The organism is Ruegeria sp. HKCCD6647-2 (genome assembly GCF_057221075.1).
In genome coordinates this window covers 1-22213 of sequence record NZ_JBWVBD010000015.1, presented here as the reverse complement: position 1 = coordinate 22213, position 22213 = coordinate 1, and the positions used below count along the sequence as shown (strand labels likewise).

Sequence of the window (22213 nt, the reverse complement as noted above, 5' to 3'; positions counted from 1 at the left end):
CGCGGCCTGGCCCGCGAAATCACCGGACAGGGCAGATACCGCTTCTGGGCCGCAGATGTGTGAGGGACAAGCCAACGGGTCGCAGAGTGCTTCGAGCACGTGGCTCTGAATTGGACCGGATCCGCTAGCGCCATACGGGCCAGCGGCACGTGCAAAGGACGCACAACAGGCCGAACACATGTCAGTACCCGAACCGATGCAATTACCGGCCAAATTACCTCTTGCGTTTTGGGCGTCTACACATGTCGCAAATTTAGTTCCCACCTGTCAAATCAAGCGTCGTTTTGGTAGCGCATGCTCGAATAAGACAGGAGCAGACCATGACGATCTCATTCAAGGGCGCATTTTCCGAAAGAGGTGATCTTGTACGCTGTTTTCTTCTATCTCCGATACGGGGTGTCATTGGGTCGTGTTGCTGCGCAACGATCCTCAGTAGTCCCGCCTCATTGGGTGAATCAAATCAAAGTATGAAGCGGTGCGCGCCCGTACGGTAGGTTCGTCTAACGACTAAATTCGCAGTTCAAGTCTGAATTCGAACCTCGTTTCAGGGGGGGCAGCACCTGGCACCGTATGCAGCGCAGGGCGCACATCCGTGTTGTGCATCTAGCGACGCATTAGCAACATCTCGTACGCAAGCTCGATGCCGGTTAAAGCGTTAAATAAGCCCATGGGTATTCCCGGAACGCATCCGCGGTTTCCCAGCAGCCCAGGCAAGTTCACCAAGCAGTTCAAGAAGCGCATAAAGAGCGAGATAAGTGGCGGCAAGGATGAAGCGGTGGCGCACTTGCAAGGGAGGTTTTCTTCATAGGGGACATAAACCAAGGTCATGTTCTGGTTAAACCAAAGTGGAAGTCTGCCCACATATCACCGAACTGCTCCGAAGCTCGATTCAAAAATATCACTAATTATCAAAATATTACCCGAGTTTCGTGCGGCTTTGACCGATATCGAGACCAGATTTGACACAGGCGTCACTTTGAATAGTACCAAGGTGCAGAGCAACGCATGGAATGTGCACTAGATTCCTCTGCGCTTCGCAAATGTGGTTTACGGGCAGAAGGAGCATTGAGATGACCCAGGACAGACTTGGCATGACCGCACCGATCAGCCGCCGCCAATTCATCAATGGAGTGGCGGTATCCATTGGTGCTGCAGCCAGCATGCCATGGTTGGCAAAACCCGGTATGGCGGCAAGCGGGAATGCGCCCTATCCGCCCGCTCTAACAGGGATGCGCGGTTCACATCCGGGTTCGTTCGAGGTTATGCACCGAATTGGCCGCGACGGCGAAGATGGACCACAATCGGACAAGATCAGCGGCAGCTATGATCTGGTCGTGGTGGGTGCAGGTCTGAGCGGTCTTGCGGCGGCGCGCAAGTACCAGCGCGACCATCCACAGGCGCGCATCCTGATTCTGGATAACCACGATGATTTTGGCGGTCATGCCAAGCGGAATGAGTTTACAGTCAACGGTCACTTCCTGATTGGCTATGGCGGTAGCCAGACCCTCGAAAACCCGCAGGAGTTTGACATCGAGGTGATGGATTGCCTCAGGGATATAGGAATTGATATTGACCGGTTTGAAACAGCCTATGATCGGGGGTTCTATGAACGGCTGGGTATGCAAACCCAAATGTTCGCCGAACAGTTAGGTGCCGAAAAAGACGTTCATTTTCCCTTTACCGTGGCCTACGGAGGCGGGCGTGGCCAGAAACCAACCCCCGAGCAAATTGACGACCTGCCGTTGACAGCTGAAGATCGGGCGAAACTCAAAGAACTCATGCTGTCACCGCCGGACTACCTGAAGGGTGTTTCTGACAAGCAGGAAATTCTCGAAGGCACCTCCTACACCGATTACCTGCGCGACTATTGTGGCATGTCAGAAACCCTGATCAGCCTCTTTCGCCAGTCCACCAACGGAGGGTTCGCCGTTGCGCCTGATCTGGTGCCAGCGGGCGCAGCCTGGCTCTATAGCGGGCTGCCGGGCTTTGCCGGGCTGAAACTGGGCATGGCCGGTTGGTTCATCGACCGTCCCGAGGATTCCGAAGATGAACCCGAGACATATATCCACCATTTCCCGGATGGGAATGCATCGATTGCGCGACTTCTGGTGCGCAAGATGATCCCTGGATGTGCCTCGGGTAACACAATGGATGACATCGTGTTGGCGCGGTTTGACTATGACAAGTTGGATTTGCCCGAAAACAATGTGCGACTGCGTCTGGATAGCACTGTGGTGAATGTACGGCCGGGAGACGGGGACAAACCGGCAAAGGTAACTTACGTGCATGGCGGTGAAACCTATGCGGTAGAGGCGCGCCATTGCATTATGGCCTGCTACAATATGGCAATCCCCTTTCTGATCCCAGATATGGAAGAGGCGCAGGCTGAAGCGCTCGCCTCCTATGTCAAAGCGCCGCTGGTCTACACCAATGTTGCCCTGACCAATTGGCGCGCCTTTCACAAGCTGGGCGCAAGCGCGCTCTATTGTCCGGATGGGTTTCATGCTGAGCTCATGCTGGATTTTCCGGTCTCGATGGGAGGTTACGAGTTTTCCCGCAATCCAGATGAGCCCATAGTCCTGCATATGGAGTTCTGTCCCGCCCTATACGGTGAGGATCTGGATATGGTCGATCGGTTTCGGATGGGTCGTTATGAGCTGCTGGAACTGACCTTCGAAGAAATCGAAAGACGCACTCGCGAGCAATTGAACCGCATATTTGGTCCCTACGGGTTTGATGCGGCCAGCGATATTGCTGCGATCACGGTGAACCGCTGGCCCCATGGCTATGCAGGCGGACAACATCACGGGGTAGCGCGGCAGACAATCGGCAATGTGGCAATTGCAAACTCTGATGCCTCCGGCCAGGCAATGGCCGAAGCCGCGATATCAATGGCGTATCGGGCGGTGGATGAACTTTCGTAACGCCTGTTTCCCGGCTGCCCTCTGGCAAGCTCACCCAGTTGCCAAGAAAGAATTTCAATAACCCGCGCCGAGGATTTCTTACCTATCAGCACGCAGCGCACAGCCAACTAAGGAGGACGACCTGAAGTTCAGTGACAAAAACGTAGATGAATGTCTGGTTCGGTGGGTTCCGCTCCAACACCACAAACCTCATGCCGCATTTGCGAGGGGTTTCTGCGTCAGCAAAAACGGCGTGAGCAAAAGGTGGATGTGCCCCGCTCACCTATCATGCGACACCTAGTTTTGAACGTCCGGAATGTGACGTCTGCAACCTGCTGCATGATCGAATGGTGGAGGGTGTGCCAAGGGTAGGTATCCGCTTCTAACGCGGATTTGGCAACACCAAGATTGATGCAGTGAAAGCGGTTGCAGCAGTAGCAAGCGATAGACTTCTTCGACTCGATATTCGGCGAAAATCGTAAGCAAGAGTTGACTGAACTTTGGAGGATACAAATGGGCCGATTTAGTGTGTTGTTAACCCATCTAATTATGACTTTTGGAGTTGTAATAATGACTGTGAGCTTGGCTGTCGCTGAAAATCCCCAACCGATTACACCAGTTGACGTCGCCTCAAATTGGTATTCTGTCGGGCAGATCGATCCGGACACTTATGTCATTGAAGAACGTCGGAGTAGTCAGGGCAACGTTAGTTATCTGGTACTTGGTACAAAGAAAGCTATCATGATCGACACTGGTACGGGCGAGAACAGATCTGTTGGTGGCAGTAAGATGACACATATCATAGAGCAACTGACCGATCTGCCCGTCACGTTACTTCCAAGCCATTTCCACTTCGACCACATCGCTAATATTGAAGAGTTTGAACACGTGGCGTTTCCGGATTTGCCGTTCCTGCGTGTCAATATCTCCGAGGACGGCTCATATCGTTTCTCGCAAGAAGAGCTTTTGGACGGTACGCGACCTGAACAAACGAGAGTTGACGAATGGTTCCCGCTTGACCAATCGATTGATTTGGGCGAACGCGAAATCAAGTTGGTTCACCTTCCTGGTCACTCTAAAGAGACTATCGTGATTATTGATGACGAGAGGAAATTGGTTTTTTTAGGTGATTTCCTTTATAGCGGGCCGGTTTTTGTGATGGCGGCAAGCGATATTGAGCCCTACGCTAAGAGCGCGAAGCGGGCCATTAGGGTTTTTCCCACGGAAGCCCGTTTGTTCGGGGGGCACGGGCGACCTGAAGTCCCCTACAGCAATTTACAGAAACTGCCTGGACTACTAGACTGCGTTCTGGCCAAGAAGTGTCAGGTGAAAGCTGGGCATGTTTACGGTTTTCCAGCGCTGACATACACTTACAAGAAAATGAAGCTTGTGCTCTTTACAGATTGACCAGCACCACGCCGGTGAACGGGGAAAAGGCCATAAAGTGTTCACCGGCCAGGTCGCCGCGAGTGCTAGGGAGGAGTCAGCCTCGTGACAGGGAGAATTTCTGAGATCCTAAAGCCCGGTCTGATCATACACCGCCCACGCAGACGTACTTGATTTCAAGGTAGTCGTCACAACCGTACTTTGAGCCTTCTCGTCCCGTTCCAGACTGTTTTACGCCGCCAAACGGAGCGACTTCTGTTGAGATTAGTCCTGTATTGACCCCCACCATGCCGTATTCTAGTGCTTCAGCGACGCGACAGACATTGGCGAGATCCTTGGCGTAGAAATAAGACGCAAGGCCAAAGATGGTGTCATTGGCTTGTTCGATGACATCTTCAACGGTGTCGAACTTGAAGAGCGGTGCGACCGGACCGAAAGTCTCATCGCTCGCAATAAGCATGTCGCGCGTTACGCCAGTCATGACCGTTGGCTCAAAGAAAGTACCACCGAGCCCGTGGCGCTTTCCGCCTGTGACAAGCGTGGCACCCTTGCTCGTCGCATCAGCGATATGTTCTTCCACTTTATCGACAGCCGCTTCGCTGATCAGCGGGCCAGCCGCAACGTCGTCGGAAAAACCGTCGCCAACCTTTATCGCCTCTACGGCTGTGACAAGCTTCTCAGCAAAAGCATCATAGACGCCGGCTTGCACGTAGATGCGATTTGCGCAGACGCATGTTTGGCCGTTGTTGCGGTATTTGGAAATCATAGCTCCTTCGACCGCAGCATCGAGGTCCGCGTCGTCGAATACGATGAACGGTGCGTTGCCGCCGAGTTCCATGGACGTTTTCATGACCTGGCGTGCGGACTGCTCCATCAAGATACGTCCAACTTCGGTTGAACCTGTGAAGGTCAGCTTGCGCACTTTCTCATTTGCGCAAAACATCTTGCCGACGTCAGAAGACCGTTTCGACGTGATGACTGAAAACAGGCCTGCTGGTAGGCCGGCCTCTTCAGCGAGCTTGGCCATGGCGAGGGCCGAGAGCGGCGTCTCAGCGGCCGGCTTTGCGACAAAGGAACATCCGACCGCAAGAGCCGGGCCAACTTTACGAGCAATCATGGCATTGGGAAAGTTCCACGGCGTAATCGATGCGACAACGCCCACGGGTTGCTTAAGCACCATGATACGCTTGTCAGGCTGATGCCCCGGAATGATATCGCCATAGATCCGTTTCGCTTCTTCACCGAACCATTCGATGAAGCTGGCGCCGTAGAGGATTTCACCTTTCGCCTCTGCAAACGGTTTGCCCATTTCCGCCGTCAAGATCATTCCCAGATCGTCGGCATTGTCGACCATCAGGTCATACCAACGGCGAAGGACGGCCGCGCGTTCCTTGCCGGTTTTTGCAGCCCAGTCCTTTTGCGCGATGTACGCCGCATCAATCGCAATGCTGGTTTCACCAACACCGAGATCCGGCAAGGTGGCAATGACCTCTCCGGTCGAGGGGTTTTTTACCTCAAAGGTCGCGCCATCGGAAGCAGTTTCCTTCCACTCACCTCCGACGAAGGCGGCGTTGATAAGCAAGTCCGACCTCGCGAGCCGTTGCAACACATTGGAGAGTGCCATTTATACGTTTCCCCCTTTGGCCGCTTTCACGGATGTTTCAAGAGTGTCAAGTGCTTCGTTGAACACATCGTCTTGGATCGTGACGGGAGCGAGGAAACGAATGACGTTGCCGTAGACACCACACGTCAAGAGTATGAGGCCACGCTTCATCGCCTCGGATTTGACCGCAGTTGCAAAGTTAGGGTTGGGCGCTGAGCCATCTGCTAGATTGAACTCGACCGCATTCATAAAACCGGGACCGCGAATATCTGCAATTTCAGGAATCGTATCGCGCATTGAGGAGAGCCGCTGTTTTAAACGGTTGCCAAGTTGATCAGCGCGGGCACAGAGGTCCTCTTCTTCGATCACGTCCAGCACAGCATGTGCCGCCGCTACACCGATTGGGTTGCCGCCGTAGGTCCCACCTAGGCCGCCCGGATCCGCTCCGTCCATAATTTCGGCGCGGCCAGTGACAGCAGCAATTGGGAATCCGCCGCCAAGACCTTTGGCCATGCATGTCAGATCTGGGACCACGCCATGGTGTTCCATGGCGAAGAGTTTGCCCGTGCGTGCAAAGCCTGTTTGCACCTCATCAGCGATCAGCAGAATGCCGTGCTCATCACAGACCTTGCGTAGATGCTGCATCAGCTCTTTCGGGGCTTCATAGAAACCGCCCTCACCTTGCACGGGCTCTAAGGCGATTGCAGCAACGCGCGCTGGATCGACATCTGCTTTGAACAGCTTGTCCAGTGCAGCAACGCTGTCTGAAACGCTCACGCCGTGAAGATCGACTGGGAAGGGAACATGGAACACGTCGCCTGGCATCGCGCCAAAACCCTTCTTGTAGGGAACTACCTTTCCGGTCAACGCCATACCCATAAAGGTCCGACCGTGAAACCCACCGGAGAACGCGATGACCGCCGAACGACCGGTAGCTGCGCGCGCGATCTTGACCGCGTTTTCGGCTGCTTCAGCGCCAGTAGTGACAAAGATGGTCTTTTTGTCAAAATCACCGGGCACAAGTACATTCAGACGTTCTGCCAGCCTGACGTAGTTTTCGTAGGGAACCACCTGATGGCACGTGTGAGTGAAGCTCTCGAGCTGAGCTTTGACCGCTTCTATGACCTTCGGATGCCGGTGGCCGGTATTGACAACGGCGATACCTGCGGCAAAGTCAATATATCGGTTTCCTTCAACGTCCCAGATTTCAGAGTTTTCGGCACGCTCTGCGTAGACTTGGGTCATCATACCAACGCCTCGGGCAATTGAGTTGCTCTTTCTCTCCGATATCTCAGCGTTCAGCATAGTCGTCTTCCATTGTCTATTTTGAAACTCGTCGATCACCGTAGAATGGCTCATTATACAAAAAAAGTCTGTTTCTTTCTGCTTGCAACATGTTGTATTTATTAACCTCAGGTGAGAGGTATTAGGTAATAATGAACAGAACAAACACGAAGAATGGCGACGTTGAGCTGGGCTGGCGCCTGCGGACAGTTCGGACCAGAGCCGGCCTGTCGCAACGCGCTTTGGCAAAAAAGGTCAGCGTACCTAACAGTACTATCTCATTGATAGAATCCGGACAGATGAACCCATCCGTTGGAGCCTTGAGAAAGATACTTGATGGGATTCCGATTGGATTGTCGGAGTTTTTCGCCTTCGAGCCCGAACCCGAACGAACGGTCTTCTACTCGGCGGAAGACCTAGTGGAGATCGGCAAAGGGCAGCTGTCGCTCAAGCAAGTGGGCGCAAATCTGTTCCGTCGTTCACTGATGGTATTGAAGGAGACTTACAGCGTGGGTGCGGACACCGGTCGTGTCATGTATTCTCACGAGGGTGAGGAGGCTGGGATCGTAATTTCGGGCAGGGTCGAGATTACGGTAGGAGAGCATCGCAAGATTCTTGGCTCCGGTGATGCCTATTATTTCGAAAGCAGACTACCGCATCGATTTCGACAGGTCGGTCCGGAAGAGGCGGTAGTCTTCAGTGCTTGCACGCCGCCCACATTCTAAGGTGAGATGGGCGACGTAGATTTAGGCCTACTGCGTTCACGCTCTTTGCGCAGATTCAAACCATCTCGAACTGTTTCAGATCATGCCTCAGGACGTTTGCGTCATGTAGTCACTCTATCGTGTGGGGTAATGCCTACCGGGCAAGTACGACACCAGTATGAGGCTATATTACTTCCCATCAGTGCTGGTTTTTCTGTGACATTGCATCAATAGTGCCTCTTTTGCCCTTGGCCGGCCTGTTGATCCGATCGCCCACTCGTTGGTAGTTATCCCGATCATGTCGGTTACGTTGAAACAACTCAGGTACTTTTCGGCAGCAGCTGAGGAGGGATCCGTCAGCAAGGCCGCTCACGCCCTGTCGATTTCTCAAAGTGCGGTCACGGAGGCGATCAAGGAACTCGAAGCCAACTTGGGTGTCAAGCTCTTTGAGCGACACCCCCGTGGAATCTCCATAACTCCGGACGGGCAAGTTTTCTTAAGGCACACAATTTCAATTCTCGCTGAAGTCTCTAGCGCAACGCGTGCCGTAACGACTGGTTCGCGTCAGATTAAAGGGACTCTGAATCTCGGAGTAACCTCTCTCACTGCAGGTTATGTTTTGTCGGAAGTACTGTCGCGCTATCGACGGCTTTTTCCTGACGTAGAGGTGAGCGCAGTCGAAGACAATGCTGAATACCTAGAACACTTGATCATAGGGGGTGAGTTGGACATTGCAGTGATGGTGACCACTCACTTGCGAGACAGGTATGCACTTCAGTCCGAAATCCTCGATGTTTCATCGTTCAGACTTTGGCTTCCGAATGACCACGAGTTAGGACGACAGCGCAGCATCGCGCTGTCTGATGTCGCAAAGGAGCCATTGATCGTTTTGGATGTTGACGAAATGGAACGCGAAGCTGTCACGGTCGTATCCGCATTTGGCGAACGCCCAAAGGTGGCGTTTCGGACTCGGTCCGTGGAAGCGGTTCGATCCCTTGTAGCAACTGGTGCAGGCGTTGCGTTGCTCCCAGACCTGGTTTATCGGCCCTGGTCGCTTGAGGGCGACCGAATACAGAGCAGAGATGTCGATAGCACTCTCCCCGTCGTTCAGGTGGGCCTCGTTTGGCGTCGCGGATTGACCACTTCTGATGCCACAGACGAGTTTATTGCCGTCGCTCAAGCAATGAAAAACGCCCGGAATCGTTAAGAAAATCCAGGCATCTGAATTTCCGATACAACAGCATATGATAATTGAATTGGAGATATCAAAAAATTCCCTCCATTGTCTTTCCAAGAATCGTGTTTGAAAAAAACAGGGAGACAATCATGAGATACAATCTCAAACCTTGCACAGCGATTGCTTTGGCTGCTCTTACTGCGGCGGTACCGGTAGCGAATGCAAAGGTGGCAACACTGGGGGCCGGTGAAGGCCAGTTGAATATTGTCGCTTGGCCGGGTTACATCGAAAGAGGAGAAACGTCACCCGAGTTCGATTGGGTCACAGGCTTTGAGAAAGCGACTGGTTGTGCGGTTAATGTGAAGACCGCGAATACATCAGATGAAATGGTTGCGCTAATGAACGAAGGCGGTTTCGACCTCGTGACCGCCTCTGGCGATGCGTCGTTACGCATGATCGCTGGAAAACGTGTTCAGGAAGTCAACACTGACTTGATCCCAAGTTGGAATACAATTGACGAGCGCCTCAAGGAAGCTCCTTGGCACTTTATCGATGGCGTGCACTACGGAGTTCCATACATGTGGGGCCCAAACGTGCTGATGTACAACACCGAAGTATTCGGTGATCAGTCACCCGACTCTTGGAGTATCGTGTTCGAACCTCAGGACTTGCCAGATGGTAAACCGAATGAGGGGCGCGTTCAGGCTTACGATGGGCCAATTCACATTGCCGATGCAGCACTTTATCTGATGACACATCAGCCTGAGCTGGGTATCGCGTCGCCCTATGAACTGAATCAGGAACAGTACAACGCCGCTCTTGAGCTCTTGCGTCAACAACGCAAGCTTGTCGGTCGCTATTGGCACGACGCATTCATTCAAATCGATGACTTTAAAAACGAGGGGATGGCGGCATCCGGGTCTTGGCCATTCATGGTGAACTTACTTCAAGGTGATGACGCGCCAATCGCAAGCGTGATCCCGAAAGAAGGAGCAACTGGGTGGGCTGATACAACGATGATGCATGTGGATGCGGAAAACCCAAATTGCGCTTACATGTGGTTCGAGCACACACTGAGCTCCAATTTGATGTCCGACCTGTCAGTTTGGTTCGGTGCTAATCCCGCCGTTCCGGCGGCTTGCACCGATGGCCGAGGCAAACAGACCGCAGACGGCTGCACCAAAAACGGCTTTGATGATTTCGAGCGAATTCGCTTTTGGCAAACACCGGTTTCCAAATGTGAGAGCCATGACGAATGTGTGCCGTACTATCGCTGGGTCTCTGATTACATCGGTGTAATTGGCGGTCGATAAACCAGCTTCGGCTCACCGCATAGCTGAGCGGTGAGCCCTCCTAAAGGAAACACTGTCATGCTGTCTGCCGTTCGCCTCCGCGCGGTTTCTCGCCACTATGGTGCTGTACGCGCCGTGAATACCGTTGACCTAGATATCGCTGAAGGGGAGTTTTTTGCGATGCTTGGTCCTTCCGGTTCCGGTAAAACGACATGCTTGCGATTAATCGCTGGATTTGAACAACCAACAGCAGGAAAGATCGAGATATTCGGAGAAATCTCCGGAGCAACTCCTCCCTATCGCCGTCCAGTAAATACCGTTTTCCAAGACTACGCGCTCTTCCCGCACTTAAATGTGCGCGACAATGTCTCCTATGGTCTAAAAATCTCTGGTTATTCAAAGGCCCAACAGCATCGTGCTGCTGATGAAGCGCTGGAGATGGTGGCGCTGCCTGGCTACGGCTTGCGAAAGCCGTCTGAATTATCAGGTGGGCAGCGGCAGCGCGTAGCGTTGGCACGAGCACTGGTTAACAAGCCCAAAGTGCTTTTGTTGGACGAGCCCCTCGGTGCGCTTGATCTCAAATTGCGTGAACAGATGCAGGAGGAGCTCAAAGGCCTGCAACGTCAGCTCGGAATAACGTTTGTTTTTGTGACCCATGATCAAGGCGAGGCCCTGTCTATGGCCGATCGTGTCGCTGTATTTAGTGAGGGTCAGATACAACAAATAGGATTACCTCAAGAAATCTACGACGCACCGCGTACCGCATTCGTGGCGGATTTTGTGGGCTCATCCAACGTGCTATCGGAGGAGTTTGTCGAGAGCGTCACCGGGGAAAAACGGCCGGCCAGCCTTCGACCAGAAGCTGTCGAACTGCGGAAAGAAGGGTACGCGGCTCAGGTTATTTCTCATGCATATCTAGGAGCAACAACCCGAGTGTCCCTCAACTTGCAAGGGCAAATCATCAATGCAGCCTTACCGAAAACTGTGCCGGCACCGAAGGTTGGCGAAACAGTCCGTATCAATTGGAATGTTGATGCGCTGCACTTGATGGAGTCCCAAAATGGCTGAAACGTCGGCTCAACCCGCAGGCAAGCGGCCACAAATTGGCGCCGCAAGTCGCGTCTCAGACTTGCTTTGGCGAAAGCCAAATATCCTGCTGCTTGCACTGATTTTGCCCCCTGCTCTGTGGCTGGGCATCATTTATCTAGGATCGCTCTTCGCGTTGTTGGCGCAGAGCTTCTTTTCGATTGACGAGTTTTCTGGGCTCATCAACTATGAATTTACTCTTCGCACTTATGCCGAGCTTTTCCGGCCAGCGAATTTAGACATAATACTGCGCACAATTGCTATGGCTGCAAGTGTAACGCTTGCAGCAGCAATCATTGGCTTCCCGGTTGCCTATTATGCCGCGCGCTATGCAAAAGGCTGGTGGAAAGCGTTCTTCTATTTGGGGGTTATGCTCCCACTCTGGTCGAGCTATCTGGTCAAAGTCTATTCTTGGAAACTGATCCTGGCCAAGGAAGGTATCCTAAGTTGGATCTTCGAGAGTATGCACCTGACATGGTTGCTGGAAGCCTATCTCTCGCTTCCCGTCGTAGGGGGCAACTCTCTTTCCGTCAGTTGGACAGGAACCTTCCTTGTGTTCCTCTACGTTTGGTTGCCTTTCATGATCTTGCCGATACAGGCCTCGCTTGAGCGCGTGCCAGCTTCCCTACTTGAGGCGTCGGGGGATCTTGGAGCAAACCCAGCACAGACTTTCCGTAATGTGCTTTTGCCTTTGGCTTTGCCAGGCATCATTGCGGGATCGATCTTTACATTTTCTTTGACGCTGGGTGACTACATCATTCCTCAGATTGTTGGCACTTCAGCCCGGATGATTGGACAAGCTGTCTATCAGTTCCAAGGAACGGCTGGAAACATTCCGCTTGCGGCTGCATTCGCCGTCGTTCCGATTGTGATTATGGGTGTCTACCTCTACGGAGCACGCAGAATGGGGGCTTTCGATGCACTCTGACCGCGCCACACTATCGCTGAAGCTCGCCGCAGCTTTCGGGCTCCTATTTATGCATCTTCCGATAGTTTTGATATTCGTCTACGCGTTCACGACGGAAGACAAGAGTTACCAATGGCCCCCCCCGGGTTTGACGCTTAAGTGGTTCGGCGTCACTTGGAACCGCCCAGACGTTTGGGAGGCCTTGAGCTTGTCCCTTCGCGTTGCTTCAGTCTCGACGATAATTGCGCTGATCCTTGGAACCCTGTGCGCTGCGGCCGTGGCTCGTTCAAAGTTCTTTGGTCGCGAGACAATATCTTTGCTCGTGATTTTGCCCATCGCTCTGCCCGGGATCATCACTGGTATTTCGCTACGTTCTGCCTTCAACCTTGCGGACATTCCGTTCAGTTTCTGGACGATTGTCCTTGGGCACGCCACTTTCTGCGTAGTGGTTGTATACAATAACGCCGTGGCCCGTTTTCGTCGTACTAGTGGCAGCCTTGTCGAGGCGTCCATGGACCTTGGTGCAAACGCCTTCCAAACCTTCAGGTTTGTAATCCTGCCGAATATCTCTACAGCGCTTTTGGCGGGAGGCATGTTGGCATTTGCTCTCAGTTTTGACGAGGTGATCGTAACGACGTTCACTGCCGGGCAACAGCAGACTTTACCAATCTGGATGCTTGAAGAACTCGTACGCCCTCGACAGCGTCCGGTGACAAATGTCGTCGCCATGGTTGTCGTCTTGGTTACGTTCCTGCCGATCCTCGGCGCGTTTTATCTCACCCGCGGCACCGACACGGTTGCTGGACAAGGCAAATAGTAGGAAGCAAAAAATGTACACAGATATGTTGATTGGGGGCGAATTTGAAGCCGGCACGGAAACGGAAGAAAGCGTCCTGAATCCGCGAACGGGTGAGATCGTCGTCAAACTGCCGGAGGCAGATCCAGGCCAGATTGACAGAGCGGTTAAGGCCGCGCGGCGGGCTTTTCCCGCCTGGTCGCGCACAACCCCGAGTGAGCGATCTGCGAAGCTCTTGGCAATTGCCGATGCTGTAGAGAAAGAACTTGAAACTCTTGCTCAGTTGGAGGCGCTAAATTGCGGCAAACCCATTAACGAAGTCAGGAATGAGGAGATTCCGGCCGTTGCTGACTGCTTCCGCTATTTCGCGGGCGCGGTACGGAACATGCATGGTCCAATATCCGGAAATTACATTGAGGGGCATACCAGCATGATCCGTCGCGATCCAATCGGAGTGGTCGCCTCAATTGCACCCTGGAACTATCCAATTATGATGATGGCCTGGAAACTTGCTCCTGCATTGGCGGGTGGAAACACCGTTGTAATCAAGCCATCTGAACAGACTCCGCTCACTGCGTTGGCCTTTGCACGCATTTTGTCCAACATTTTACCGGAGGGCGTCGTCAACGTGATCGTGGGGCAAGGGGGATCAGTTGGCAATGCACTGATCAATCACGAAGACGTCGATATGATCTCGATCACAGGCGACGTCGCAACGGGTAAAAAGGTTTTGATGGCCGCAGCAAAGTGCGTCAAACGCACGCATTTGGAACTTGGCGGCAAGGCTCCTGTTATAGTCTTCGACGATGCCGACCTCAATCGCGTGATTGAGGGACTAAAGGCGTTTAGTTTTTACAATGCCGGTCAAGATTGCACTGCGGCCTGTCGCGTTTATGCTGATGATGGTATCTACGAAAAGCTTGTCACTGAATTAACCGATGCGGCAGCCAGCATTGTCTATGACGATGCGGACGACACGTTAAATGAAATACCGCCATTGATTTCTCCTCGTCAGCGGGATCGGGTTGCCAGCTTTGTTCAGCGGGCCTCTGAAAACAAGCACATTGAAATCACCACGGGAGGTGAGGCTCACAATGGGTCGGGGTTCTACTATGCGCCGACGGTAATTGCAGGTGCGGTACAGACCGACGAGATCGTGCAACGCGAAGTTTTTGGTCCCGTGGTTTCGGTGACACGATTCACAGAATCTGACCCGGTTATCGATTGGGCCAATGACAGCCAATACGGACTTGCGTCCTCCGTTTGGACAAGAGACGTGGGAAGGGCGATGGAGGCCTCAGCACAACTTCAATATGGCTGCACGTGGATCAATACACACTTTATGCTGACAAACGAAATGCCTCACGGCGGACTCAAGCAATCCGGCTATGGCAAAGATATGTCGATGTACGCTCTCGAAGACTACACGGCAGTTCGCCACATCATGGTTGCCCACTGATTTGGCGAGATTGCCGGGGTCTGGCAGGATGTTCTCCCACTTGCCAGACCCAATTCCCTTCTACCCATTGCCCTCTGGGTGGGGCCGCGTGAGGCTTTGAAGGTGTTGTCTTCTCTATTCGGCGTGTTTCCCGCGCCAGACACGTTCGCCGTCGCGTCGGATTGAAACTGCGGTCTCTTTCAGCGACACATCGAGACCGATATACTCTTTCATGGCTGTTCTCCTATGATGCTTGGGCCCGGTGTGCAGTCGTGAACCCGCACTTTCATCCTATCGGGGAACAGCCACTCTCCAACGCTAAGGCTGAACTTCGGGGCGTCTACACCTTCAGAACCCTTCTAGGTGGTGTCAGGTGTCGAATACCCGGGTGTCCTCTGGTGCCCAACCGAGAGTGAGTGTCTCGCCACGATTGAGCAAGCGACCTTCGGCTGCATCTGCAGTCAAACGGATGATGACCGGCTTCTCGCAAGCAGGGGTGATCAGATGCACCTGCAAATCCAGTCCGTGATAGGCGAGATCAGAAATCTTGCCAGTCAACTGATTGTCACCCGGCCTGGGGTCGAGCCGCAGGCGTTCAGGACGGATCGCTGCAACCAACGACCCCTTGCGACAGGCAGTGTCGACAGTGATCGAAGCGCCGGTGCGGTCTCTCAGGGCGCCGTCATCGGTCCGGACCGGAAGAAAGTTCATCACTCCGATGAATTCGGCTGCAAAACGGTTGGCGGGATGTTCATAAACAGCGCGCGGGCTGCCGCATTGCACGAGCGCGCCGTCTTTTAGGATGGCAATACGGTCAGCCATGACCAAAGCCTCCTCCTGATCGTGCGTAACAATGATGAAGGTGATGCCGAACTCCGCCTGAATTCGTTTCAGCTCCAACTGCATTTCGCCGCGCAGTTTCTTGTCAAGTGCGCCCAGAGGTTCGTCCAAAAGCAGAATGCGCGGGCGTTTTACCAGCGCACGCGCCAGCGCCACGCGCTGGCGCTGACCACCGGAGAGTTGATCGGGTTTGCGGCGCGCTAGTTCAGTCAACTGGATTACCCGTAGGATGTCGTCCACGCGCGCTGCGATCTCGCTGCGAGGCAGTTTCTCCATCTCCAACCCATAAGCGATGTTTTGCGCGACACTCATATGCGGGAATAGCGCGTATGACTGAAACATCAGGTTCACGGGGCGCTTGTTGGCAGGCAAGGTTGAAATATCCTGCCCGTCAAGCAGCAGTTGCCCACCCGAAAGGTCTTCGAATCCTGCGATCATACGCAGGAGGGTAGTCTTGCCGCTGCCCGAGGGGCCGAGCAGGGCGAAGAACTCGTTTTCAGCGATTTCAAGCGAGACGTCGTCGATGGCAGGCACTGTACCAAACGATTTATTGACTCGCTGGATGGAAAGAACATTCATTGTCCCGGTACACCTCCTCGGTTAAGGCGCTGCGCGAGGGTCAAAGCGAGGACAGAGACACACATGACGATCGTAGATAGCGCGTTGATTTCTGGCGTGACACCGAACCGGATCATCGCGAATATCTGCATCGGGAGAGTGATGGAGTCGCGGCCAGCACCGGCAGTAAAAAATGCGATGATGAATTCATCAACTGACAGGGTGAACGCCAGAAGTGCACCAGCCATAACCGCTGGTGTCAAAACCGGCAAAACCACACGCCAGATCGTGGTTGCGATTGGCGCGCCCAAATCCGCCGATGCTTCGACAATGGACCAGTCGAAGGTCTTCAGGCGCGCCCGCACGACCGAACAGACAAAAGCCAAGTTGAAGACAACATGGGCGAAGATGATCGTATGCAGACCCATGGTAACATTGAGCACGGAAAAGAAAGACAAGAGCGCGATGGCCAACACGATATCCGGGATGATCATGGGCGCGAAGATAATGGTTTCGAGAACCCGGCCCTTGCGACGACGGATTTCGACCCCGATGGCCAGAAACGTGCCTAATATCGTTGCCATCACCGTTGATACCAACGCCACGATCAGCGTGTTGAGTGCTGCCCCCAGGATGTCGTCGTTTTCCAATAGCGCGCCAAACCACTTGGTGGAAAAGCCAGTCCAGGCTGTGGGCAGACCCTTTTCGTTGAAGGAAAGCGCGAAAAGAACGGATATCGGGATGTAGAGAAAGGCAAAGACCAGCCCGAGGATCAGCAGCATAAGACGGTTTTTGGCGCGGCTTTGATCCGTCATGTCGGCTTAACCCTACCGCCCGACGCTTGCTCGCTCGCAAAAGTCTGCAACGTCAACAGCCCCATCATAATAGCAATTAAAACCATCGACAGCGCGGCACCGAATGGCCAGTCATTCGATTTCAAGAACTGATCGTATATAAGATTGCCGATCATCTGGAATTGGCCGCCGCCCAGCAGGGCCGGCGTCACAAAATTGCCGATGGACAAAACAAAGACAAAGACGAAGCCGGTTGCGATGCCGGCCGCTGTCATGGGCAGCGTCACGCGCCGGAATGTCGTCCAGCCCGTCGCACCCAGATCACGAGAGGCTTCGGAGACTTCAGGGTTCAGCCGGGACAGGGGCGCATAGCAGGCGAGGATGACAAAGGGCAGGTAATTGTAGACTAACCCGACCACCACGGCCCCTTCGGTATAGAGCAAGCGCGGCATCTCGCTCTCGTACCCCAACCAGCCCGCGAGACCCGTTATCAACCCTTCGCGGTTCAGCAGTACGATCCAGGCATATGTGCGCACAAGGTAGTTCGACCAGAAAGGCATAACGGCAAAGAACAGAAGGAGCGGCTGATACCGCCGGTGCATCGAGGCGATGGCATAGGCCGCGGCATATCCGATGATGACAGCTACTGTTGCCGCAAGCCCCGCAATCCAGGCGGATTTCAGGAAAATTCCCGCATAAAGCGGATCGAAAACAAGGGCCACGTTTTCAAGGGTAAATGTGTACTCGATCCCGCCATAGATACCGCGCCTAAAGAAGGCGAGCGCAAGGATCAGCAGGCACGGCACGACCATGAAACAAGTCAACCACGCGAATGCCGGGGCCATGAAATACGTAGACTTGCGGTCAATCATATTGAATTACGTCCAGTATGCCACCAATGTCCCGGCGACGATATGATCGCCGGGATCATCGCGCAGGGCAGGATCAGTTCGCGGCGCGGATTTCCGATACCAAACGCGCATAGGCGCGCTGTGCTTCGCCTACATCGCGAAGCTGCTCGAATTTCAACATGTCCTCCGGAGCCATACTCATGTTCGGGTAAATCTCGAAAAGGCTGGGGTCGACGCCTTCCATCGCGGCCTGGTTGGGCACCTTGTAAAGGATGTTTTCAGCGGCCCAGCGATGGGTTTCCGCGTCAAGGATGTAGTTGATGAACTCATAAGCCCCATCCTTATTTTTAGACGCCGCCATAATCACCATTGTGTCGACCCAAAGGTCGCTGCCCTCGGTTGGGATAGTGTATTTTATCTCTGCATTCTCGGCGATGCCGTAGTTGCACCAACCGTCCCAAGCATGCACTAACGACGCTTCGCCCGACACCAACTTGGCAAAGAAAGTAGTGTCGTCATAGGCCAGAAGCGTACCCTTGGCGTCGATCAACAGATCGCGCACCTCTGTCATTTTGCCTTCGTCCGTTTCGTTCACGGAATAACCTTTGGCCAACTGCCCGGCGGCCAAAAGCCAACGGTCGGTGGCCAGCATGGTGGTTTTACCGTTGACATCTTCGGCGGGTTGCAGCAGGTCCATCCAACTGTCGGGTGCCTCTGATACCATATCCGCGCGGTAGCACAGGCCCGTCGTGCCCCAGGCGTAAGGGACCGAGAACGTGTTGCCCGGATCATGTGGAAGCTCCAACGCTGCCGGGTATAGGTTCGCCATGTTCGGAATCTTCGACGCATCCAGCGTTTCTACCAGCCCAAGGTTGTTTAGCACCTCGGCAAAGGGAGATGATACAAAAACAACATCGTAGCCCTTGCCACCAGATGCGATCAATTTGCCGATGATCTCCTCATTCGTGGCGTGCAGCACCAGTTCGGCGGTGTTCCCCGTGGCGCTATTGAATGCATCAACCGCGTCTGGTGGCATGTATCCATCCCAATTGGACACAACCAAATCGCTGGCCTGAGCGGCGGCACCCAATAAAGAAAAAGTGGCGGCGCTTAAGTAGTAGGCGGGTCGTTTCATTTTTGACTCCCTGCTTGGTTTGTTGACTTGTTTAAAGTTGGTTGCAACGAACGCTTTAGAACGCTGTCGTTGTCTTGAATCCTTGAGGCTTGTTTGGAGCGGACGGTTGCTCCAGGCATCTATGGCTGATTAGGTTAGCAAGGTCGCGTCGATGATGGAGCGTCTTGGACAGTAGATACTGGGGGAAGTCTTCGGACAGTCTCTGGGAGGCGCAGTGCACTTTTTGCAGGATATTGCGACGCCGTGGTACGCGCTTGTTCGATGCCCATTCAAGTGGTGTTGTTAAGCCCACTACCATGGCTCCCCAGCGCGTGATCGATACTCGGATCACCGTCGGAAAAACCTATGCGGAAGACATCATGGCGTTCACCAAAAACACCCAGCATAGTTGCACGAGCACAGTACTGTGCGACGTTTTCATCGAGACTTCGAAGGTCTTTAATCGGGTAACGCTTGCCAATGGGTTCTCCAGCAATATCGAATAGGATTGCATCCACAAACTGCACATCTGGATGCGTATTCAGGAAGCTGTCCAATTCGCTCATGTTTTCGGGTTTCTTCAACATTTGCGCCTCCGAGGCGTTGTCGCATTCCTCACGGTACTGACCGACACGATTTCAACAACTTAAGTTAGCCTACCAATTTGGGTACTTTTTGACTCCAATGAGAGGACCAAAGTTCCCCACATTGAGGCCAGCTGGGGCGTCTACACCTTCACAACCCCTTCTTGGGGCGGGCCGCGGTTGCGGATGCACAGGACCCCGACCCCGGAGGCGGGCCGGCCGGTGGGCGCGCTTGGCGCGGGGTTTCGGGCGCATCATGAGCGGCTGGACGCGGGTCACGCGATGACACGCGCCGCCTGCGATCTGGCCTTCTGGCGCCGGGAAGGGCTCACACCCTGGGACGAAATTCTGGAACCGGTGGTGGCGGCGATGAGGGCCGGGGCAGGGGGGCTGGCGCCGTTTTTGCCGGTCTCAAGCGGCCACCGGTTCGACCGCCACGCGCTGAAGGACGGCGAGGCCTTTGCCGAAGCGCGGGTGCGCGCCTTTTACGCGGCGGCTGAGGCGGGGGCCCTGGCGGCGCTGATGGAACTGGACCGGCTGTCAACCTGGCTGGATCGCGCGCAGGCGCAGACCCGGGATTTGTCCGGACGCACGCCGCCGCTGCTGATCGACATTCTGACCCGCTATCCGATCGTGTCGGCCGAACTTGTGACCCGGCAGGCGCGCTGTTCGTCGATGTCCGCCCGCCGCAACCTCAACCTGTTCACCCAACGCGGCCTGGCCCGCGAAATCACCGGACAGGGCAGATACCGCTTCTGGGCCGCAGCAGTGTAGGGGGGGATGAATTTGAACGACGTCTGGTGTTCAACAGGCAATTGTATTTGCGGGATAACAGTATTCCGTTTGATGCAGACTGTGGTTGTCGAACACTGTTTTCGACACGACCTAAAGTCGCCTTGTTGGACTGAAGTTCATACGTTGGTCATACGAGAGGCTTCTTTCTAACCCGAGACGCTCCGCAAAGGCGTGGGGCATTGCGTGTGAGGCAAGTTTCTTAGTGATTGAGGCGTAACATAAATAATTGGAGCGACACCAAATATGCCAGATGAGATTGAAAGTGCTTTGGATCGAGCCCAAAAGCGTGGAAGACACGGGCGCCAGCAGGAAGAAGGTGTACTGGTCATCCGCACCATCGCGATGCCGGCGGACACAAACCCTTCCGGGGACATTTTTGGGGGCTGGTTGATGTCACAAATGGACCTCGCAGCTGGAAATATGGCGGGCAGAGTGTCTCAGGGACGAGGCGCCACGGTTGCCGTCGAGGCAATGCAGTTTTTGCGACCGGTAAAGGTCGGTGACGAAGTCACACTATATGCGACGCTATTGAGCATCGGTCGCACATCTATGCGCATTCATGTCGATGTTTGGGCGCGCGCCCGCTTTAAGGAAACATCCATGAAGGTGACAGACGCCGATTTTGTGTTCGTTGCGCTGGATGCAGACGGTCGACCAAGAGAGGTTGAAGACAAATGAGCAAAACCTGATGATTGGCTTTTAGCACTTACGACACATCCCATGTATGGCAAGGGGCGCAGGAGCATAGACACGGTTTTGTTGCGAAGTTTCTGACCGATCGAAGAGATCTCTCCGAACCATCGGATTAAACAGCCAATTCTGAAAAATGGCGAAAGTTAGAAGTGTAACAATTGTTGTGAAAGCGAGTAGAGGAACATGGAAGACTTGGTTGAAATCGGAAGAAGCTTCGTTCAGGCACTGCGCGATCGCAGGGGGCTCGTGAGTGTTGATGAAATGTATGCCGAAAACGCGCAGTCGATTGAGGCCGTGGTGCCTCCGGTTCGACAATTTCGCGTAACAAAGGGCCGAGAAGCCATCAAGGGCAAAAGAGAGGATTGGTCGGCAGCGTATGAAATACAAGAACTCGACATAGATGGCCCGTACGTCCACCCGCCCAACCGCTTTGGAGTGCGGTTCAGGGCTGAGGTCACTCAGAAGGCTACGGGTGAGCGGATGACCCTGCGCGAGATAGCCCTGTATTCGGTGGCAGATGGCAAGACTGTTCTGGAAGAGTTCTTCATGCTGCCGAAGTAAGAAAAGCGTCCGGCAACTGCTATTTGGTCTGGCACCAAAGCCTGCAACGCTTGTTGGTGATTGCCGGGGTCGTCAGTTATTCTAAAGTGCTAACCGGAGGTTGATGCTGGTTTGCCTGACCGTTTCCGTCAAGGAACCCTGTCACGATTGACGTTAGTTCGTCCCAATCAGTAAATTCCTGTGCCCCATCTCGTGGATCGATTTTCCGACCCAGCAAGACGACGTGCCGCACGATTTCCCTTTCAAAGTACCCATAGTTTTCGGGTCTCACCGCGCCCGCGACCAGCGCGGTCGCGTCGGGTTCAAATTCTGTTCGCATCAGCATTTCGTTGAGATAGTCTTGGGCTTCTTCGCGACCTGAGGCAAACGCTGCTTTCAGACCAACCGAAAGCACGAGAGATCTTCGTTTCAACAACTCGTCCTTGTTGGACGTGATAAACGCTTCGAAGGCTTCAGGGTGCCGACGCTCGTGAACAGGAGCTACAAGAATAATGCGGTCGACATCTTCCAAGGGCGCTGGACCGGACAATTCGTCGGTATTGATCAGCCTCATATTGCATCCGGCTTCCTTCGCGATATTGCTGATAAAACGCGCGATTTTGGCTGACTGGCCTTGAACGGTAGCGAAGGCGATAAGCACTGTCATTCCGATCCTCCCATAAATCGGCCTGAATAGCGTTCAGAGTATGATGAATTGGCTGGCGTTCGCCCTTGATTGAGATCAAGGGCGACTCTCAGTTGACTTGGAGAGAGTTGTAGAACGTCGTTGCGACGCAACCTACTGCTGCTGCTGGGCTGGCGCCGTTTCTGCCGGTCTCGAGCGGCCACCGGTTCGACCGCCACGCGC

At 53.9% G+C, this 22213-nt stretch carries 20 protein-coding genes and 1 pseudogene; 13 read left to right on the top strand and 8 right to left on the bottom strand.

Features of this window, described 5'->3' with window-relative positions; all coding sequences use genetic code 11:
• Window positions 1-320 precede the first annotated feature (320 nt).
• From AC2TDJ_RS20865 to AC2TDJ_RS20855, 3 genes and pseudogenes are all read left to right on the top strand, one after another.
• Window positions 321-402 (top strand): annotated as a pseudogene (locus tag AC2TDJ_RS20865) (IS6 family transposase); the annotation flags it as partial.
• Between the two features lie 668 nt (window positions 403-1070).
• Complete coding sequence (locus AC2TDJ_RS20860) at window positions 1071-2924, top strand: NAD(P)-binding protein (protein ID WP_480844605.1); 1854 nt, start codon at window positions 1071-1073, stop codon at window positions 2922-2924.
• 492 nt (window positions 2925-3416) lie between these two features.
• Window positions 3417-4310 (top strand): MBL fold metallo-hydrolase, encoded by an 894-nt coding sequence (locus tag AC2TDJ_RS20855; RefSeq protein WP_480844604.1) that lies wholly within the window; start codon window positions 3417-3419, stop codon window positions 4308-4310.
• Window positions 4311-4434: 124 nt separating this feature from the next.
• Here AC2TDJ_RS20855 and AC2TDJ_RS20850 read toward each other — a convergent pair whose 3' ends face one another.
• Window positions 4435-5913, bottom strand: coding sequence for an NAD-dependent succinate-semialdehyde dehydrogenase (locus AC2TDJ_RS20850; RefSeq protein WP_480844603.1), 1479 nt, complete (start codon window positions 5911-5913; stop codon window positions 4435-4437).
• Entirely contained in the window at window positions 5914-7197 is a 1284-nt protein-coding gene (locus AC2TDJ_RS20845; RefSeq protein WP_480844606.1) for a 4-aminobutyrate--2-oxoglutarate transaminase, read from the bottom strand.
• A gap of 131 nt (window positions 7198-7328) precedes the next feature.
• On the opposite strand from AC2TDJ_RS20845, the gene AC2TDJ_RS20840 reads away from it, so the two are divergent.
• From AC2TDJ_RS20840 to AC2TDJ_RS20810, 7 genes are all read left to right on the top strand, one after another.
• On the top strand, window positions 7329-7901 hold the full coding sequence (locus AC2TDJ_RS20840; RefSeq protein WP_480844601.1) for a cupin domain-containing protein: 573 nt from the start codon (window positions 7329-7331) through the stop codon (window positions 7899-7901).
• Between the two features lie 277 nt (window positions 7902-8178).
• Entirely contained in the window at window positions 8179-9087 is a 909-nt protein-coding gene (locus tag AC2TDJ_RS20835; RefSeq protein ID WP_480844600.1) for a LysR family transcriptional regulator, read from the top strand.
• A gap of 119 nt (window positions 9088-9206) precedes the next feature.
• The gene (locus AC2TDJ_RS20830; protein WP_480844599.1) at window positions 9207-10370 is read left to right on the top strand and encodes an ABC transporter substrate-binding protein; all 1164 of its coding nucleotides are present in this window, start codon (window positions 9207-9209) and stop codon (window positions 10368-10370) included.
• 57 nt (window positions 10371-10427) lie between these two features.
• On the top strand, window positions 10428-11417 hold the full coding sequence (locus AC2TDJ_RS20825; RefSeq protein WP_480844598.1) for an ABC transporter ATP-binding protein: 990 nt from the start codon (window positions 10428-10430) through the stop codon (window positions 11415-11417).
• Window positions 11410-12363, top strand: a complete 954-nt coding sequence (locus AC2TDJ_RS20820; protein WP_480844597.1) for an ABC transporter permease — start codon at window positions 11410-11412, stop codon at window positions 12361-12363. The genes AC2TDJ_RS20825 and AC2TDJ_RS20820 overlap by 8 nt, the downstream gene beginning before the upstream one ends.
• Before the next feature lie 181 nt (window positions 12364-12544).
• A complete protein-coding gene (locus AC2TDJ_RS20815; RefSeq protein ID WP_480844596.1) occupies window positions 12545-13159 on the top strand; it encodes an ABC transporter permease in 615 nt (204 codons plus the stop codon).
• A gap of 13 nt (window positions 13160-13172) precedes the next feature.
• Window positions 13173-14597 (top strand): gamma-aminobutyraldehyde dehydrogenase, encoded by a 1425-nt coding sequence (locus AC2TDJ_RS20810; protein WP_480844595.1) that lies wholly within the window; start codon window positions 13173-13175, stop codon window positions 14595-14597.
• Between the two features lie 348 nt (window positions 14598-14945).
• Here the strand turns inward: AC2TDJ_RS20810 and AC2TDJ_RS20805 are convergent, their stop codons facing one another.
• The 5 genes from AC2TDJ_RS20805 to AC2TDJ_RS20785 all read right to left on the bottom strand — a co-directional run bounded on the left by AC2TDJ_RS20805 (window position 14946) and on the right by AC2TDJ_RS20785 (window position 19299).
• Window positions 14946-15995, bottom strand: a complete 1050-nt coding sequence (locus AC2TDJ_RS20805; RefSeq protein ID WP_480844594.1) for an ABC transporter ATP-binding protein — start codon at window positions 15993-15995, stop codon at window positions 14946-14948.
• Window positions 15992-16789: an ABC transporter permease gene (locus AC2TDJ_RS20800; protein WP_480844593.1), complete on the bottom strand. Its 798-nt coding sequence runs from the start codon at window positions 16787-16789 to the stop codon at window positions 15992-15994. Before AC2TDJ_RS20800 ends, AC2TDJ_RS20805 begins: the two co-directional genes overlap by 4 nt.
• Window positions 16786-17640: an ABC transporter permease gene (locus tag AC2TDJ_RS20795; protein ID WP_480844592.1), complete on the bottom strand. Its 855-nt coding sequence runs from the start codon at window positions 17638-17640 to the stop codon at window positions 16786-16788. Before AC2TDJ_RS20795 ends, AC2TDJ_RS20800 begins: the two co-directional genes overlap by 4 nt.
• A 73-nt stretch (window positions 17641-17713) precedes the next feature.
• Window positions 17714-18754: a polyamine ABC transporter substrate-binding protein gene (locus tag AC2TDJ_RS20790; protein ID WP_480844591.1), complete on the bottom strand. Its 1041-nt coding sequence runs from the start codon at window positions 18752-18754 to the stop codon at window positions 17714-17716.
• A gap of 269 nt (window positions 18755-19023) precedes the next feature.
• Complete coding sequence (locus AC2TDJ_RS20785) at window positions 19024-19299, bottom strand: hypothetical protein (protein WP_480844590.1); 276 nt, start codon at window positions 19297-19299, stop codon at window positions 19024-19026.
• A gap of 204 nt (window positions 19300-19503) precedes the next feature.
• Here AC2TDJ_RS20785 and AC2TDJ_RS20780 point away from each other — a divergent pair, with 204 nt between their 5' ends.
• The 3 genes from AC2TDJ_RS20780 (at window position 19504) to AC2TDJ_RS20770 (ending at window position 21366) form a co-directional block, all read left to right on the top strand.
• Window positions 19504-20091 carry a helix-turn-helix domain-containing protein gene (locus AC2TDJ_RS20780; protein ID WP_480844589.1) on the top strand — a complete coding sequence of 196 codons (588 nt, stop codon included), beginning with the start codon at window positions 19504-19506 and terminating at the stop codon, window positions 20089-20091.
• 264 nt (window positions 20092-20355) lie between these two features.
• The gene (locus tag AC2TDJ_RS20775; protein WP_480844588.1) at window positions 20356-20790 is read left to right on the top strand and encodes an acyl-CoA thioesterase; all 435 of its coding nucleotides are present in this window, start codon (window positions 20356-20358) and stop codon (window positions 20788-20790) included.
• Between the two features lie 198 nt (window positions 20791-20988).
• Window positions 20989-21366: a SnoaL-like domain-containing protein gene (locus AC2TDJ_RS20770; RefSeq protein WP_480844587.1), complete on the top strand. Its 378-nt coding sequence runs from the start codon at window positions 20989-20991 to the stop codon at window positions 21364-21366.
• A 76-nt stretch (window positions 21367-21442) separates the two neighbouring features.
• Here AC2TDJ_RS20770 and AC2TDJ_RS20765 read toward each other — a convergent pair whose 3' ends face one another.
• A complete protein-coding gene (locus AC2TDJ_RS20765) occupies window positions 21443-22012 on the bottom strand; it encodes a flavodoxin domain-containing protein (RefSeq protein WP_480844586.1) in 570 nt (189 codons plus the stop codon).
• Window positions 22013-22213: the final 201 nt, after the last annotated feature.